The following is a 17,247-nucleotide window of genomic DNA, read 5'->3' as shown; positions in this document are numbered from 1 at the left end:
GAAATGAACAACGCAGTAATCAACGCAGACCAGTTCACCGCAGCAAAGGGTGGAGTGTTCGCTGCAACAGCGGTTCGTGACGGTGCCTCCCACACGCTGCCCGGAATGTCGCCTCGACTGTGGCGTCTCCGTGAGCAGCCGATCCGCGGCGTCGATCACGAACCGCTCCAGCGCCCCGTGTGTCACATGCGACGAGGTTAGGTCTCAGACCCACCTTCTTCACATTCACCACGGGACCCGCAGCCGCGCGGAACCCGTGGTTTCCCGGTACCTGAGCAGCCCCGCATCGTCGGGGTCTTCGCCAGGCCACCGCCACACACGGTCTCCGCACTCGACCAAGAACATCCCGAGCGCCCCATCGGGCGCCGCTACCGAGGCCACCTGAACAGCAGGTGGAATGGTGACCAGAAGTGCCGACCATCCTGGATGACAGACCCGTCTGCTCCGTAGAATCGATCAATGTCAACATCACCGGCAAGGGCCGCATCCCCTGCCGCGCAGGGGATCCCGACCTGTGGTTCGCCGAGACCCCGACGGATCTCGAGCGCGCCAAGCAGCTGTGCGAGACCTGCCCCCTCCAGCGTGCCTGCCTGGCCGCCGCGCTCGAGCGCGCCGAGCCCTGGGGCGTGTGGGGTGGACAGATCTTCGATCAGGGCGTCGTGATCGCCCGCAAGCGGCCCCGCGGCCGCCCGCGCAAGAATGCGGCCTGACGGCATTGAGCCCCGACCCGAAAGGGTCGGGGCTCATTCGTTTTCGGGGCGTCAGTCCTCGGAGTCGAGCAGCGGGACCCAGTGCTCGACGATGCCTCGGTACGGGGCCTCCGCCTCCATCTGCGAGCAGATGCCCACCATGCCCAAGAGCACGCGGAAGAGCATCACGTACTCCGGCGGCAGCGACAGCTTGCGTCCGGTCTGGAACTGCTCGCTGCGCACATCGGTGGAGGTGTTCGCCACCCGCATCAGCCACTTGCGGGTGAAGTGGAAGCTCTCCGACCGCAGCGGATCCACGTACGGCGCCAGGTAGCTGCGGATCTCCTCGGGCGTGATGTCCAGCCGCGGCGGGATGAAGCCCTGGCTGCGGAGTAGCGGGAACAGGGCCTCGTAGTCCTCGTCCCGCGCCAATCGCAGGATCTGGCCGACCGCCGGAGGAATGCCGCCGGGGTACTCGGCGACGGCACCGAAATCGAGGGCGATGAGGCGGCCGTCCGGCGCGATCATGAAGTTGCCGGGGTGCGGATCGCCGTGCAGCAGGCCGGTGCGGGCCGGCGCACTCACCTCGAACTCGGTGAGCTTCGCGGCGGCATCGTCCCGCTCCTGTTGGGTGCCATGGGCGATCACATCGCGCAGCGGCCGCCCGGTGACCCACTCGCTGATGATCACCTTGGGGGCGCTCGCGATCACCTTGGGCACCAGCACGTTCGGGTCGCCGTCGAAGGCCTTGGCGAACTTGCGCTGATTGGTGGCCTCGTACCGGTAGTCGAGCTCGGCCTCGGTGCGGTCGGTCAGCTCCTGCACCAGCGATTTGATGTCGGCTCCGGGTGTGAGCGGCTTGATCACCGAGCTGAGCCGGCCCAGCGCCTTGAGGTCGGCGCGCAGCGCCTCGTCGGCGCCCGGGTACTGCACCTTCACGGCCACCTCGCGGCCGTCGCCCCACACCCCGCGGTGCACCTGCCCGATCGACGCCGAGGCCGCGGCGGTGTCGTCGAAGGACTGGAAACGGTCGCCCCAGCCGGTGCCCAACTGCTGGCTGAGCACCTTGTGCACCGTCGCCGCGGGCATCGGCGGCGCCTCGTTCTGCAGCTTGGCGAGCGCCTCCCGGTACGGCTCGGAGAACTCCGGCGGCACCGCCGCCTCCATCACACTCATCGCCTGGCCGAGCTTCATCGCGCCGCCCTTGAGCTCGCCCAGCACCGCGAACAGCTGCTCCGCGGCCTTGGCCTGCAGCTCGGCGTTCACGTCGTCCTTATCGGCACCGGCCAGTCGCTTGCCCCAGCCGACCGCGGTGCGGCCGGCCATGCCCAGCGGCAGGCCGGCGAGCTTCGCGGTGCGCTTCGCGCCGCCACGGGTGATTTCGGACACCTGGCCTCCTGAGATGTCATCCGGTCGAGTCGGCCGCGGAGGCCCTGCCGCACCCGCAACTGGGGTGCATGAGCCATCGCCGGACGGCGATACCGCAGCGTTCGACCTCCAACGTACAGCCGAGAACCGCCGGACCGTCTCCCTGGACTGCGGTGTCGCCACCCGCGTCGGCGGGCGCGTCGGCGGGATCGGACGATCCGCCCACCGCGACGGCCTCCACCTGCAAGGCCGCCACCGCGGCCGTCATCCGCAGGACCTGGGGCGTCGCCCGCCCCGATCTGCCGAACAACTGACAGGCCAGCGTGGGCCAACCGGGGTCGGCGTCGGTGCGCGTGTGGTCGAGGCAGCGCAGGCAGGCGGTGGCGCCCGGCAGCACCAACGGCCCGATCACCCCGGCACCGTCGCGCACCACCACCGGCAGATGCGGCACCCGGCCGTGCATCAGCCGGCGCACCAGCACGGGGTCGGGGGAGAGGGCGTCGGTGAGCAGCACCAGGTCCACATCGCGGCCCTCGGGCGTCCAGCTCCGGGACGTACCCGCGCTCACCTGGACGCAGTCCAGGGAGGCGACCTCGTCGAGCAGGGCGTCGGTCACCTGCCCGCGACCGTGCAGGTGCACCCGCAGCGCGGCCGAGCGTGGCTCGGGTTGCAGCAGGCCGTGCTCGCGGAGGGCGTCCAGGAGCTCGGCCACGTCACCGTCGGTCAGCCCGGCATCCGCTGCCCGCCGGTGCACCTCGACGGGGGTGCGGTAGGTCTGCATCCATCGCAGCAGCCCGGCCGTGGCATCGGGGGTGAGCCACGGTGGGGGCCGCAGCACTGGCGCGCCCGTCGCGGAGGCGCCGAGCTGCACCAGGGTGGGTGGGCGCACCACCAGCGTGAGGTGCGGATCGAGCCGCAGCCGGTTCTCCATGCCCGGACTGTGCCATGCGCACTATCGCGCACGGCCCCCGAAAAGCGACTTATCCACAGGCCTTCATGCCTGCCGACCTGCGGAAACAGGCCGTCAAGCGATTCGCTGCGCGATCAGGCTAGTCCTGGTCCTTCTTGCCCTCGTCCGCGTCGCGCTGCATCTGGCGCTCCAGCGCGGCGATCGGATCGTCCAGATCCGAGGCGTCGCCGAGGAAGCGGTCGATGAACCCGGCGGGCGAGTCCAGATCAGAGGAGTCCGGCATGAGGTCCGGGTGCTCCCAGACCCCGTCGCGCTGCTCCATGGAGGTGGCCGCGAGCAGCTTCTCCCACAGCGCGGCGGCCTCCCGCACCTTGCGCGGGCGCAGTTCCAGGCCGACCAGCGTGGCGAAGGTCTGCTCCGCCGGACCGCCCGACGCGCGGCGACGACGCATCGTCTCCCGCAGGGCACCCGCGCTCGGAAGCCGATCGGCGATGGCGGCGTGCACCACCGTCTCGACCCAGCCCTCGATCAGCGCGAGCAGCGTCTCGAGCCGCTCCAGGGCGGCCTTCTGCTCCGGCGTGGCCTTCGGCTGCAGCGCGGAACTCTGCTGCGCCATGAGCTGTTCCAGCTGCGCCGGGTCCGACAGCGCCGAGGGGTCCAGATTGCGCGACATCTCCTCGATGCCCGACATGTCGAACTGGATACCGCGGGCGTACTGCTCGACGGTGTCGAGCACCCGGGCGCGCAGCCACGGCACGTGCGAGTACAGCCGCTGGTAGGCGGCCTCGCGGGCGGCGAGGAAGACCAGGATCTCCTGATCCTTCTGCTCCAGGTCCTTTCCGAAGGCCTCGATCGCCTCGGGCAGCAGGGCCGCGGTGTCGTCCGGGCCCAGGGGCAGGCCGATGTCGGTGCTGGTGAGCACCTCCTTCGACAGCGTGCCGAGGGCCTGGCCGAGCTGAGTGCCGAAGGACATCGAGCCGAGCTGGCTGAACATGCCCAGCATCGGCGCCGCGACCTCGCGGGCCTCCTCGGGCAGGCCGCTGAGCCATGCGCCGGAGACCTTCTCGGCCACGGGATTCACGAGCCGCTTCCAGGTGGGCAGGGTCTTCTCCTGCCAGTCCACGGGCGTCCACGCGGCCGTCTTCTGCGGACCGGCGGGCAGCACGGTGGCCTCGTCCAGCCAGAGCTGGGCGAGGTGCATGGACTCGTCGATCGCGCGACGCTGACCGTCGGAGACCGGCTCGTGCTTGCCGAGGGTCTGGCGGGCGAGCTGGGAGGCCACGGTGTAGTTCACCGGATCACCGCCGGTGGCACCGGGACCGGTCATCCCGGTCCCCATGCCGGAGATCATCTGGCCGAGCTGGCTCAGCATGTCGCCGAGCTGGCTCATGTCGAAGGGCTGATTGGCGCCGAACGGCTTGTCACGACCGTCGCCGTCGTCATCCCGCTGGGAGAAACCGAAGGGCACATCGTTCATAACCCCACGGTACTGCCCGGAGCGCCCCGCTGCCTCCGGCTCCGTCACGCTCTGCGCGAACAGCCGCGACTACTGTGTGCTGCGTGACGGAACGCAGGATCACCACGGTACTCGCGGCACTGATACCGCTGCTGGTGCTCGCGCTGCTCGGGATGTTCGTGACGGTGCCCTACGTGGCCGTGGGCCCCGGCGACACCGCCGACACCCTCGGCGACTACAAGGGCAAGCAGGTGGTCACCGTTAAGGGGCTGCCCGTGCACCGTCCGGCTGGGCAGTTGCGGTTCACCACCGTGGCGGTGACCGACGGGCTGAACCTGTACGGCGCGCTGGGCATGTGGCTCAAGGGGAATCAGCTCGCGCCGCGCGACGCCTACTACCGCCCGGGACAGTCGCGCGAGCAGATCGAGGAGGGCAACCGGGAGCAGTTCGTGGGCTCCGAGTCGTCCGCCACGGTGGCCGCGCTGCGCTATCTCAAGGTGCCCACCGCGATCGGCGTGACCGGCCTCGTCAAGGGCGGGCCGTCCGACGGCAAGCTGCGCAGCGGCGACGTGCTCCAGGCCGTCGACGGTGCGCCCGTCGCCGCCCCCGACACCGTCTCGAAGGCGATCGAGGGCAAGAAGGCCGGCGACACCGTGACCCTCTCGGTGCTCCGCGCCGACGGCCCGGCCCAGGTTCCTGTCGTCCTCGCTGACAAGGACGGTAAGCCGCGGTTGGGTGTTCTGGTGGGCCAGGTGCCCGCCGACCCGAAGGTGGAGGTCGGCTTCGGCGTCGATCAGGTGGGCGGCCCGTCGGCCGGCCTCATGCTGACCCTCGGGATCATCGACATGGTCGAACCGGGCGATCTCACCGGTGGGCGCGTCGTGGCCGGCACGGGCGAGATCGGGTCCGACGGTGCCGTGGGCCCGATCGGCGGGATCAGCCACAAGCTCGAGGGCGCCAAGCGCGACGGTGCCACGGTCTTCCTCGTGCCCGCGCGCAACTGCGCCGAGGCGAAGACCTCCCCGCCCGCGGACCTGCAGTTGGTGAAGGTGGACAACCTCGACGGCGCGATCACCGCGCTGTCGGACGTCCGCGAGGGGCGTCCCGCCCCGTCCTGCTGATCAGTCCTCGTCGAAGGTCGCCAGTAGGCCCTGGATCAGGCCGGGCGCCAACTGATCGGCGCGCAGCAGTTCGTTCGCGGCGAAGGGGTCGTCGTCCTCGTCGTCCGGGCGCAGCGTGAGCAGCGTGATCCGGTGGCCGTCGCGCAGCACCGCGGCCACCATCCGCGCCGTGCGGCGCTCGGGATGACTCTCGGCGGCGGCCCGTCCGGCCCGGTCCGAGGCCTCCTTATCGGCGAGGTGCGGTTCGAGCGCACCGTCGAGATCGGACTCGGCGTTCGGCGGGAGCACGATGATCTCCTGCACCAGGGCGCAGCCGACCACCTCCTCCGGCCAGGTGGTGGTGGCGAGCACGTGGTCGAGTTCGGCGCTGCCGCCGGTGGGGTCACCGGGGAGCGGTTCCTGTTCGATCACGGTGAGTGTGGCACCGTCGTCCAGCATGTCCGCCCACTCGGGCTGGCTGGTCGCGAGCAGGCTGGTGGGGACCAGGCCGAACAGTTGCGGCGGCTGGCCCCATCCCTGCGGCTCCACGAACTCGATCGCCTCCTGCGCCGCGCGCCCCAGAGCCGCCTCGCCGAATACCTGGTCCGTCTCGTCGCCCGTCACGTCCCCATGATCGCATCCTGACGCCGATGGGGCCCGGAGCCGCCCCTTCTTCAATTCCGTCAAATCCGTACAGTGGAGCCCGTGACGACTCCTCGTGCTGCGGGCATCCCCTCCTTGTCGAGGCGGGCCAAAATCCTCATCGGGATCGCGGTGGCGCTGCTGGCGCTGCTGCTGATCGGGCCCCGAGTGGTGGATGTGTACACCGGCTTCCTCTGGTTCTCCTCCCTCGGACATGCGGGCGTGCTGCGCACCGTGCTGCTCACCAGGATCGCCTTGTTCCTGGTCACGGGCCTGATCATGGCGGCCTTCACGTTCGCCGGGCTGTGGCTGGCGTACCGGGTGCGCCCCGCCTTCCTGCCCTCGTCCACCGACGATCCGGTGGTCCGCTACCGCGCGGTGGTCACCAGCAAGCTGAAGACCTTCGCGATCGTCCCGCCGCTGCTGGTGGGATTGATCAGCGGCATCTTCGGGCAGGCGTCCTGGAAGGAGGTGCTGCTGTTCTTCAACCGGCAGCCCTTCGGCAGCACCGACGCCGAGTTCGGCAAGGACATCGGCTTCTACGCCTTCACCCTGCCCTTCATCGAGTTCGTGCTCGGTTTCGTCTTCGCCGGCCTGGTGGTGATGTTCCTGGCGAACATCCTGGCGCAGTACGTTTTCGGCGGTATCCGCCTGGCCGGGCGCGACGGTTCGCTCTCGCGGGGAGCCCGTATCCAGCTGGCGTCGATCGCCGGCGTCTTCCTGCTCGCGAAGGCCGTGGCCTACTGGTTCGACCGGTACGCGCTGGTCTACTCGGAGCGGTCGAACATGTTCACCGGTGCCGGCTACACCGACATCAACGCCATGCTCCCGGCGAAGGCGATCCTCACGGGCATCGCGATCATCTGCGCCGCCGCCTTCTTCGCCGGCATCGTGATGCGCGATCTGCGGGTGCCCGCCATCGCCACGGTGCTCATGCTGTTCTCCTCGCTGGTGGTGGGTGTCGGTTGGCCGAAGGCCGTACAGACCTTCACCGTGGGCCCCAACACCGAGCGGGAGCTGCCGTACATCGCGCGCAACCTCGAGGCCACGAAACAGGCCTACGGGCTCACCGACGCCAAGTACGAGAAGACCGACGCGAAGGTCTCCGACGAGGTGCTGCAGACGCTGACGGCGAAGGACGCGCCCTCGCTGCAGAACGTGCGCCTGCTCGATCCGAACGTGGTCTCGCGGGCCTTCTCCACGCTGAACCAGCTCAAGGAGTACTACAAGCTGCCCGATCAGCTGGCGGTGGACCGGTACGACGTGGGCGGTCGCCAGACCAACGTGCTGATGGCGCCGATCGAGCTGAATCCCGATAAGACGCCCACGGACTGGACGTCGCGGCACATGGTCTACACCCACGGCAACGGCCTCATCACCGCGCCCGCGGGCGAGGTCGATCAGGTGGTCACCGAGGGCAATCGCGATGCGGTGAACAACACCGCGGGCGGCCAGCCGGTGTTCACCCGCGACGGCGTCGGCAAGCAGCAGACCGTCAAGCAGAACCGCATCTACTACGGCGAGATCATCGGGTCGGACCCGAACTTCTACTCGATCGTCGGCAGCAAGGGCGAGCCGCGCGAGTACGACAGTGACACCGCGAAGTCCCGGTACGACGGTGACGGCGGCGTGAACGTCGGATCGTGGCTGCCGCGTCTGGCGTACGCGATCAAGTTCACCGAGCGGAACATCCTGCTGAACCCGAACATCGGCGAGGACTCCAAGATCATCTACCAGCGCGATCCGCGCGACCGGATCAAGCAGATCGCTCCCTTCCTCACGGTCGACACCAAGACCTACCCGGTGGTCGATTCGAAGTCGGGCCGCATCGTCTGGGTGGTCGACGGTTACACCACGCTGCCGAAGTACCCGTACGCGCAGCAGACCTCGCTGTCGGACGCTACGGGCTCGCGCCAGCAGGTGGCGCCGGGGCAGCCGCAGCAGCGCCGGCAGCCCGACGAGAAGGTGGGCTACATCCGGAACTCGGTGAAGGCCACCGTCGACGCCTACGACGGTTCGGTGCGCCTGTACCAGGTGGACAACGACGATCCGGTGCTCAACGCCTGGAAGAAGATCTTCCCCGGCGTGATCGAGAACGGCGACGCGGTGCCCTCGGAGATCCGCCAGCACTTCCGTTACCCGCAGGACCTGTTCGAGGTGCAGCGATTCCTGCTGCAGAAGTACCACACCAGCGATCCGAACACCTACCGCCAGCAGAACGACGTGTGGCAGGTGGCGGGCGCTCCGGCCGATACCCCGGACAAGGACGGCCTGCAGGCGCCCTACTACTCGGTGGCCGCGGCCCCGGGCGGCGGTGCCACGCAGTTCCAGCTCGCCACGCTGCTGCAGCCGCGTGATCAGCCGTACGTGGCGGCGCGTGTCTCGGTGTCCTCCGACGGCGAGGACGCCGGCCGGATCATCGTGCGGGACATGCCCCGTCGTACGCCCGGACCGAGCCAGGCGGCCGACCTGATCAAGGGTTCGCCGCCGTACACGGCCGATAACGCCAACATCAGCGCGCTCAACCCGAAGTTCGGCAATCTCCAGGCGCTGGGCCTGTCGAACGGCGGCCAGGTGTACGTGTGGCCCATGTACGCGCAGAGCAGCGAGCGGAACACTCCGCCGAAGCTGATCAAGGTGCTCACGCTGAACCCGGTCACCTCCGGTGCCGGCTACCAGCCGACGGTGGCGGCCTCGCTCACGCAGGCCGGTTTCCGCGGCGTCGAGACCGCGCTCGCCGCGGCCGCGCCGGGTGTCTCCGGTGGGCCGAACGAGGCGACGGTGCCGGGCGGCACCCCCGCTGGGCCCGGAGCGCCGCCGGTTCCCGCGATCGTCCCGGGCGGCGACACCCCGGAGATCCAGGCCGCCGTGAAGGCCGTCTCGGACGCCTGGGGCGCGGTGCTCACCGCGCAGCGCAACGGCGATCAGGTGGCCGTGGGCCAGGCCATGCAGCGGCTCGGTGACTCCGTCAAGAAGCTGCAGGACGCCGAGGCGAAGTCGCGGGGCGGCAACTGATTCCGGTTCCCGGTCCGGCGTGCGCATCGGCACGCCGGCCGGGGAGACGGGCATCACGTTCAAACGATTTGCACTTCGCGAGCAGGTTCCAGTAACGTGGTGTTCACCCAACGCGGGGTGGAGCAGCTCGGTAGCTCGCTGGGCTCATAACCCAGAGGTCGCAGGTTCAAATCCTGTCCCCGCTACTAGGTCGAAGACCCCCGGAGAAATCCGGGGGTCTTCGCGTTTCTCGGGATGCTGGGCGCCGTGGGTATCGTCGGGCGGGTGACCAGCGAACTGCAGCGGATGCTGGGTGGTGAGCTCTACCGGGACGGCGATCCGGAACTCGTGGCCATGCGGAAGGCCTGTGGGCGCCTCCTGGACCGGTTCAATGCGACATCCGCCGATGACGACGCCGAACGCGGCCAGATCCTCCACGAGCTCCTCGGCGGCATCGGCGAGGGATCGTGGATCATGCCGCGCTTCCAATGCGACTACGGCACGAACATCACCATCGGAGCCAACAGCTTCCTGAACTACGACGCGATCCTCATGGACTGTGCACCGATCACGATCGGCGACGACGTCTCCATCGGGCCTCGCACGCAGCTGCTCACCGCGCTGCATCCGATCGACGACCACGCCGCGCGCCGCGCCCGCTGGGAGACCGCCCGGCCGATCGTGATCGGCGACAACGTGTGGTTCGGCGGGGGAGTGATCGTGTGCCCCGGCGTGCGCATCGGCCGCAATACGGTGGTCGGGGCGGGCAGTGTGGTGACCCGTGATTGACTGTGATTCCCCTTAGGTCCTGGTCAGATCGAGGAAACGCAGCACACTTTCGCACATGCAATGACCTGCGTAAAGTGATGCGACTCACAGGGAAAACGTGTCGGCGGTCACACCTTCTGGTAGGTCACGAACAGGTGAACGACGGTGCGCCGGACTGCGCGGCGGCCTCCCCTCCGCACGCGCAGCCCGACGCAGCGTCTGCGACGTCATCCCTCCACGTCCATCAATTGGACGCACCAGCCGTCCGGACGGTTCCCTCAGGCGTGTGAATCCGCATCGGTCCGCGCCGGGATCGCCGGTGCGGGGATCCGCCGGGGTGCCGGGGTTCCCGGCGCTGCCGCGCCGTACCGGCCCAGGAAATCCTCCTGGAACGCCGGGTAGCGGCCCGCGATCAGGGCGTCCCGCATCCGCGCGACCAGGGTCGTGAGAAACCAGGTGTTGTGTCGAGCGGCGATGGCGGTCGCGGCTACCGGGTCGACCCGGTAGAGGTGGTGCAGATAGGCGCGCATCGGAGTCGTGCCGGGCGCGGGCCACGCCTCCGGGGCGGGATCGAGCGGGCGGGTGTCGCCGCGGTGCTGCGGTGCGGACACCGCCAGCGGGCCCGTCGTGGTCAGGACGATCCCGTGCCGCGCGAGTTCGAGCGGCGCTGCGGAATCGACCAGGTCGACTCCGGCGTCGACCGCGGCGAACAGGTCCGCGGGGCCGCGCGCACCACTGAGGTATCGCGGCCGACTGGAATCCAGTTCGCCGATCAGGCTCGCCGGAGCGGTGCCGGCGGCACCCAGGATGCGGTATCCGCCGAATCCCAGACCGCCGGAGGCGCGGTCCTCGTCGTGCTGCTGCTGCAACTCGCGAACGGCAGAGGCGTCGGCGTCCGAGCCGAGCGTGGGCCACAGCGAGGTACCGGCGCTGCGCGTCGAACTGAGCCAATTGTGTTCCGCCAGTGCGCGCCGGGCGATCGCGGCGCCCGCGGGCCCGAAGGCGATGTCGCCGCCGAGCCGGTGCGCCGCGGCGAGCGCGGCCGCGGGATCGGCGACCCCGGAGACGTCCACGAACAGCGGGACGTCCCACCGGGCGAAGCCGTGCAATCCGCCCGCCTCGTCGATCAGTTCGGCGCCGGTGGTGCGGTCGATGAGCACCCCGTCGACCGTGATCGCCTGTGCGCCCACGGATCCGATCGATGCCGGATCGATGCCGGGAGCGGCGGCGAGTGGCGCGAGGGCGACGAACGCGGGCGTCTCGACGGTCCCGTGCGGGGTGTGCAGGGTGCCCGTGCGGGGCCCGGGGCCCGCGGTGCCGGACGATTCGAAGCGAACCGGATCGACGACGGATCCCGCCTGCAGCCGGGTGTGCGCGGCGATCGAGCGGTAGTCCGAGCGCAGTTCCGAGAGCTCGGCGACCAATGCCCGATTGCTGGCGCGGAGCTCGTCGAGAACGGACTGGTTCCGGGAACCCTGCAGCGCCGGAGCGGGTTTGCGTGGTGCCGGTGCCGGTGCCGGTGCCGGGGGCGCAGCGGCGGCGACGCGTGCGGGCGCCGCGATCTCCTCGGTCTCGTGCTCCGCGACGGGCGCATCGGCATCGGCGGTGCGCAGCGCATCGCCCTCCACATCGATCCGGGGCAGGATCCGGTCCAGCCAGCGCGGCATCCACCAGGCCTTCTCGCCCAGGAGCGACATCGTGGTGGGCATGATGATCATCCGCACCAGGAAGGCGTCGAAGACGATCGCCGCGGCCATGGAGAAGCCCATGAGCTTGAGGAAGGTCTCCGTGGACAGGGTGAACCCGGCGAACACCGAGATCATGATGATCGCCGCTGCGGTGACCACGCGGGCCCCCGAGCTGTAGCCGATGCGGATCGCCTCCTGCGCTTCGGCGCCGTGGTGGTGCTCCTCGCGCATCCGACTGACGAGGAAGACCTGATAGTCCATCGCGAGCCCGAAGACGATGCCGATCAGGAAGATCGGCATGAACACCAGGATCGGGCCGCCCTCCTCGGGGCTGATCCAGCCGAGCCAGCCCTCCTGGAAGAAGCCGACCGTCACACCGAAGGTCGCCGCGATCGACAGCAGGAAGCCCAGCGAGGCGATCACCGGGATGATCACCGACCGGAAGACGATCATCAGCAGGATGATCGCCAGTCCCACCACCACAATGAGGTACAGGGGCAGCTTGGAGGTCAGTGCGTCGGAGAAGTCGGCGTTGATCGCCGCCGCACCGCCGATGCCGACGTACGTCCCGGTGGCCGTGCCGATGGCGTCGGCGTGATCGCGGACCTCCGCGAGCAGGTCCGCCGTCTGCTTCGTCGACGGCCCGGAGGCCGGGACGATGATGAACTGGGAGGCGTTGCCGGTCGCGTTCGGCACGGGTCCGATGATCCCGCCCGGGCCGAGGCCGTCGAGCTTGCGCACCTCGTCCGCGAAGCGCGTCTCCGCGGCCTTCCGATCGCCCTTGCCCTCATCGTCGATCACCGCGACGAGCGGGGAGGACTTGCCCGCGCCGAAGGCCTCGCTCTGAATCGACGTGGCGGCCTTGTCCGAGGGCGAGGTCACGTCCAGGCCGAGCTCGATCTTGCCGATCGGGATCGCCGCCACCGCGAGTACCGCGACGGCGCCGATGAGGAAGGGGAGCGGACGCTTGGTGAGCAGCTCGCCGATGCGCTGTCCCATCGGGCGGCGCTCGGTCTGATCCGGTGTCCACAGAAAGGGAAGTCGCGGTGTGAAGACCGCGGACTTGAACACACCGAGCAGCGCGGGCAGCACCGTGAGTGCCACCAGCACCGCCAGCGCGACGGTCACCGCGGCGCCGAGCCCCATCTGGCTGAGGAAGGACATGCCGGTGATGGACAGGCCGCACAGCGCGATGATCACCGTCGCACCGGCGAAGACCACGGCGCTGCCGGCCGTCCCCACCGCGAGGCCGGCGGCGTGCGCCCGGTCGTCGGTGCGCAGCAGTTCCTGCCGGTATCGCGAGATCACGAACAGTGAGTAGTCGATACCGACGGCGAGCCCGATCATCATCGACAGTCCGGTGGTCGAGGTGCCCAGCGTGAGGAAGGACGTACCGATCGCGATCACCGAGGTCGACAGCGCGATGCCGATCAGCGCGGAGACGAGTGGCATGAGCGCCGCGAGCAGCGCCGCGAAGGTGATGATCATGACGATGACCGCCACGACGATGCCGATCATTTCGGCGGGCGGTTCGGCCGGATGCTCGTTCGCCGCGCCCGCCGTTTCCACGGTGAGCCCGGCGTCGGCACCCGCCTGCTTCGCCGCGGCGACCGCGTCCTTGGATTCCTGGGAGACCGTCTTGACGCCGTCGAAGGTGAGGCGGAGCTGGGCGACCCGGCCGTCACCGCTGAGGTTCTCCGCGGCCGCCGCGCCGACGGCGGGGTTGGTGAGCGCGGCGCGCTCGGCCTCGGGGAGTTGGGGTACCTCGCGCAGCTTCGCCACGACCGTGTTGATCGCGGTGGCGTTGTGCCCCTGATCGAGGCGTTGCCCGTCCTTCGACTGGAAGACGACGGTGGCGGTGGGGGCCTGTGTCTCGGCGGTCTGCGGGAAGTTCTTCTGCAGTACCTCCTGCGCCTTCACCGCCTGGCTGCCGGGCAGGTTGAAATCGTCCTTGAAGGGTTCCGACAGTGATGATCCCGCGATCCCGATGCCCACGAGCGCGACGATCCACAGCGAGAGGACCATCCACCACTTGCGGTAGCAGAAGCTGCCGACCTTGTACAGAAACGATGCCATGCTCCCAGTGTGGCCCGCTCCGAAGCGCGGATGGGCACGCTGAAAGAGGTTGTGGACGAGCGTTATCGGAGGAGTAGACGAAGGTCGCGGCACTCGCCAGCCGGGGTCATACGAAAGTCGTACCGCGCCCGCCGCGGAGGGGGACTGAAGGCGGGGAGTGCGTCAGTTCGTGAGGCCGGCGTCGTGCGCGAGAATCGCGAGCTGCACCCGGTTCGCGGCATCGAGCTTGTCCAGGAGGCGGGAGACGTGCGTCTTGACGGTGGCCTCGCTCATGAACAGCTCGCGGCCGATCTGCGCATTGGACGAACCGGCGGCCACGCCGAGGAAGACCTCACGCTCTCGGTCGGTGAGCCCGGCGATGCGGTCCACGGCCGCCTTGCGGCGGTCCTCCCGCGGATCGGCGGCGAACCGGTCGATCAGCTTGCGGGTGACGCTGGGGGAGAGCATCGCCTCACCCGAGGCGACCACCCGGACACCGTCGAGCAACTGCCGGGGTGGGGTGTCCTTGAGCATGAAGCCCGCGGCCCCGGCCTGCAGGGCGCGCATCACGTAGTCGTCGAGGTCGAAGGTGGTGAGCACGATGACCTGCGGCGGAGAGGGCTCGGCGCGCACCGCGGCTGTTGCGGTCAGCCCGTCGGTGGAGGGCATCCGGATGTCCATCAGGACCACATCGGGGTGCAGGGCGCGCACCAGGCCGACCGCCTCGTCGCCGTCGCCGCCCTCGCCCACGATCTCCAGATCCTCCGCGGATTCGATGATCATCCGGAGTCCGGAACGCACGAGCGGGTCGTCGTCGATGATCACGATGCGGGTCACGCGGCCTCCTGACAGGATCGGCCTTCATCCTGCCACGGCCGGGGAAGGCCGATCAGTCCGATTCCGGGACGGGCAGTTCGGCGTACACCCGCCAGCCACCGTCGGGCGTGCCGGAGGAGGTCATCCACCCGCCCGCGAGTTGCACCCGCTCCGAGAGGCCGATCAGGCCGGCGCCCGAACCGGGGAGCGGATGTGCGGCCCCGCCCAGGGACGGGCCGTTGGTCACCTCCACGGAGAGCACCCGCCGCACCAACCGGACAGCGACCACCGTCACGGCCGGCCCGGCGTGCTTGCGCACGTTCGTCAGGCTCTCCTGGACGATGCGATAGGCCGTGCGGCCCAGGGCGTCCGGCACCTGCCCGCCGTCGAGCTCGGTCTCCAACGCGATCTCGGCGCCGGCCACCCGGGACTGCTCCACGAGCCGCGGGAGATCGTCGATTCCGGGCTGCGGGACCAGGGGCTCGCTCTCCGAGCCGCGCAACACCCCCAGGACGCCGCGCAGGTCCTCGAGGGTCTGGTGCGCGGTACTGCGGATTTCGGCGGCGGCGAGCTCGACCCTCGGCGCGGCGGCTCCCGCGTTCACCTCGAGCGCGCCCGCCTGCAGTGCGATCAGCGAGACCTTGTGGGCCAGAACGTCGTGCATCTCCCGCGCGATGCGCGAGCGCTCCGCCGTCCGCGCCTGCGCGGCGCGCAGCTCACGTTCCTCCTCCGCCCGGATCGCGCGCTCGCGCAGCGATTCCAGCAGGTCGCGGCGGGCGCCCACGTAGGAGCCCCAGAGCGCGAAGACCACGGTGAAGGCCGCTCCGGCCAACAGGTCTCGCGGTGCCCAGGACGCACTCGTCCACGGGTGGGGAAGGCCGATGCACGCCGTGATGAACAGCGTCGCGAAGATCAGGACCCGGTCCCGCCTGCGGACCGCGAGTGTGAACAGGCCCAGCAGGGAGGCGGCGCAGAATCCGATCGCCACCGTCAGCAGGCCGCCGAGCACGGTGACCTCCAGGGGCCACCGACGGCGCCACCACAGCGCGATCGAGCCCGCCAACCCGAGTACGAGGTACACCGCGCCCGCGAACGAGCCCCGCGTCCGCCATTCCGTCACGGCGATGGCCACGGCCACCGCGGCGGACAGCGCGACGAAACCCGCGTCTCGCAGGGCGGGGGCGGTCCACCACCGCTGCAGCCGCTGCGTCGAGACGCTCATACCCATGCCGATCACGGTACTGCGCGACCCGAGCGCGGGGCATGCCCCGAAGGTCGCGGCGATGCGCCCGCGGCGTACGACTTTCGTCGCGTTACTTCCCGCGGGCCCTGCGGTACCGCAGCAGCGTCTCCTCGCGTTCCTGCGCATGGTCGACGATGCGGGTGGGATAGCCGTGCGCGTACCCGTCCGGATGCTTCCACGGGTGCAGGGCCGCGGAGCCGTCCAGGTGGCGCAGCTCCGGCACGTAGCGGCGCACGTAATCGCCCCGCGGATCGAACTTCTCCGCCTGCGCGGTGGGGTTGAACACCCGGAAGTAGGGTGCGGCATCGGTGCCGGTGCCCGACACCCACTGCCAGCCGTGGGCGTTCGACGCCGGATCGCCGTCGATCAACAGATCGAGGAAATGCGCTGCGCCGTGCGGCCACCAGTGGTGCAGGTCCTTGCCGAGGAAGCTCGCCACCACCATCCGCACCCGGTTGTGCATCCAGCCCTCGGCGCGCAGCTGTCGCATGCCGGCGTCGACCAGGGGGAAGCCGGTCTCGCCCCGCTGCCAGGCGGCGAAGTCGTCACCCGGGGCGTCGTACTCCAGCCCGGCGAGGGCATCGGTCAGATCGTGGCGCAGCGACCGCGGATGGTGGTGCAGGACATCGGCGTAGAACTCGCGCCAGCACAGCTCGGAGACGAACTTCGCGGCGCCCTCGCCGCCGGTGTCCCGCAGGTCCGCGAGTAGCGTGCGCGGATGTACCGCTCCCACCTTGAGATAGGGCGACAGGCGCGACGAGGTGTCCAGATCCGGGCGGTCGCGGTCGTCGGCGTAGCGCGGCAGGTCGTCCGCGCGGAAGCGGTCCCAGGATCGCGCGGCGGCGTCCTCACCCGCGGGTGGGAGGGGCCACCGTGCAGGCGTCCACCGCCTCTCGCAGCGATCGCCGCACCGGCTCCGCGGCGCCGGCGGGCGCTGCCCAGCGCAGCGGAGTCCCGGGCCGCGCGGGCGCCGGCCACCGGTGCTCGTGCCAGGCGCGCTGGAAGGCGCCGAAGACGCGGTAGGGGCTGCCGTCGGCCTTGGTCACCCGGCCCGGAGTCACCGCGTACGGCGACCCGGTCTCCACCCAGTCGATGCCGTGCTCGGCCAGCCGGGACCGCACGGCGGCATCGCGGCGCCGCCCGAACGGGGTGGTCTCCCGGCTCACGTGCACCGCGGTGGCTCCGGCCTCCCGGGCGGCATCGAGGACCGCGTCGGCGGGGGTGCCGGTCCGCAGGTGCAGGCCGCCGTCCAGCTGCTCGTCGAGTGCGAGGACCGAGGCGGCGTACCAGGCGTCGCGTGGGCGGGCACCGTCGCCGAAGAGGGCGGGGTCGATCACGACCAGGGGGACCACCGGGCCGTCCGCGGCCGCGGCGCACAGCGCGGGATTGTCGCGCAGTCGCAGGTCGCGTCGGGCCCACCAGAGCACCGTCATCGGGTCGAGTTCCGTGTGCGCATGACGGCCACGCTACCGACGACGAACGGGGCGCCGCCATCCGGCGACGCCCCGTAGGTCCTCC

The 17,247-nt window shown here is 70.1% G+C and carries 11 protein-coding genes, 1 tRNA gene and 1 pseudogene; 5 read left to right on the top strand and 8 right to left on the bottom strand.

Going from position 1 to position 17,247, the window contains the following annotated elements; genetic code table 11:
• Positions 1-455: 455 nt before the first annotated feature.
• Entirely contained in the window at positions 456-710 is a 255-nt protein-coding gene (locus tag ABD108_RS02270; protein ID WP_220658431.1) for a WhiB family transcriptional regulator, read from the top strand.
• Positions 711-761: 51 nt separating this feature from the next.
• Here the strand turns inward: ABD108_RS02270 and ABD108_RS02265 are convergent, their stop codons facing one another.
• The 3 genes from ABD108_RS02265 to ABD108_RS02255 form a co-directional block, all read right to left on the bottom strand.
• Positions 762-2,078 (bottom strand): ABC1 kinase family protein, encoded by a 1,317-nt coding sequence (locus ABD108_RS02265; RefSeq protein WP_343929121.1) that lies wholly within the window; start codon positions 2,076-2,078, stop codon positions 762-764.
• A 16-nt stretch (positions 2,079-2,094) separates the two neighbouring features.
• Positions 2,095-2,988 carry a hypothetical protein gene (locus tag ABD108_RS02260; protein WP_343929120.1) on the bottom strand — a complete coding sequence of 298 codons (894 nt, stop codon included), beginning with the start codon at positions 2,986-2,988 and terminating at the stop codon, positions 2,095-2,097.
• A gap of 118 nt (positions 2,989-3,106) precedes the next feature.
• Positions 3,107-4,444 carry a zinc-dependent metalloprotease gene (locus ABD108_RS02255; protein ID WP_220656181.1) on the bottom strand — a complete coding sequence of 446 codons (1,338 nt, stop codon included), beginning with the start codon at positions 4,442-4,444 and terminating at the stop codon, positions 3,107-3,109.
• A gap of 83 nt (positions 4,445-4,527) precedes the next feature.
• Between ABD108_RS02255 and ABD108_RS02250 the strand changes: the two genes are divergently transcribed.
• On the top strand, positions 4,528-5,544 hold the full coding sequence (locus tag ABD108_RS02250; protein WP_305111955.1) for a YlbL family protein: 1,017 nt from the start codon (positions 4,528-4,530) through the stop codon (positions 5,542-5,544).
• Here ABD108_RS02250 and ABD108_RS02245 read toward each other — a convergent pair whose 3' ends face one another.
• Complete coding sequence (locus ABD108_RS02245; protein ID WP_220656180.1) at positions 5,545-6,147, bottom strand: PPA1309 family protein; 603 nt, start codon at positions 6,145-6,147, stop codon at positions 5,545-5,547.
• A gap of 81 nt (positions 6,148-6,228) precedes the next feature.
• Between ABD108_RS02245 and ABD108_RS02240 the strand changes: the two genes are divergently transcribed.
• The 3 genes from ABD108_RS02240 to ABD108_RS02230 all read left to right on the top strand — a co-directional run bounded on the left by ABD108_RS02240 (position 6,229) and on the right by ABD108_RS02230 (position 9,948).
• Positions 6,229-9,180, top strand: coding sequence for a UPF0182 family membrane protein (locus ABD108_RS02240; RefSeq protein WP_305111954.1), 2,952 nt, complete (start codon positions 6,229-6,231; stop codon positions 9,178-9,180).
• A 111-nt stretch (positions 9,181-9,291) separates the two neighbouring features.
• Positions 9,292-9,365, top strand: a tRNA-Met gene (locus ABD108_RS02235).
• A gap of 100 nt (positions 9,366-9,465) precedes the next feature.
• On the top strand, positions 9,466-9,948 hold the full coding sequence (locus ABD108_RS02230) for a sugar O-acetyltransferase (protein ID WP_343929687.1): 483 nt from the start codon (positions 9,466-9,468) through the stop codon (positions 9,946-9,948).
• 257 nt (positions 9,949-10,205) lie between these two features.
• On the opposite strand, the gene ABD108_RS02225 is transcribed toward ABD108_RS02230, so the two are convergent.
• The 4 genes and pseudogenes from ABD108_RS02225 to ABD108_RS02210 all read right to left on the bottom strand — a co-directional run bounded on the left by ABD108_RS02225 (position 10,206) and on the right by ABD108_RS02210 (position 17,162).
• Positions 10,206-13,691 (bottom strand): tRNA-guanine transglycosylase, encoded by a 3,486-nt coding sequence (locus ABD108_RS02225; protein WP_343929119.1) that lies wholly within the window; start codon positions 13,689-13,691, stop codon positions 10,206-10,208.
• A gap of 162 nt (positions 13,692-13,853) precedes the next feature.
• Complete coding sequence (locus ABD108_RS02220; protein ID WP_220656174.1) at positions 13,854-14,507, bottom strand: response regulator; 654 nt, start codon at positions 14,505-14,507, stop codon at positions 13,854-13,856.
• 52 nt (positions 14,508-14,559) lie between these two features.
• A complete protein-coding gene (locus tag ABD108_RS02215; protein WP_343929118.1) occupies positions 14,560-15,714 on the bottom strand; it encodes a sensor histidine kinase in 1,155 nt (384 codons plus the stop codon).
• A gap of 85 nt (positions 15,715-15,799) precedes the next feature.
• Positions 15,800-17,162, bottom strand: a pseudogene (locus tag ABD108_RS02210) (cryptochrome/photolyase family protein).
• Between the last annotated feature and the right edge of the window lie 85 nt (positions 17,163-17,247).

Origin of the sequence: Tsukamurella strandjordii (genome assembly GCF_039525985.1) — a bacterium.
In the GTDB taxonomy this organism is placed as follows: domain Bacteria; phylum Actinomycetota; class Actinomycetes; order Mycobacteriales; family Mycobacteriaceae; genus Tsukamurella; species Tsukamurella strandjordii.
The sequence above is the reverse complement of the archived record's forward strand: the minus strand, read 5'-3'. Positions and strand labels throughout refer to the sequence as shown.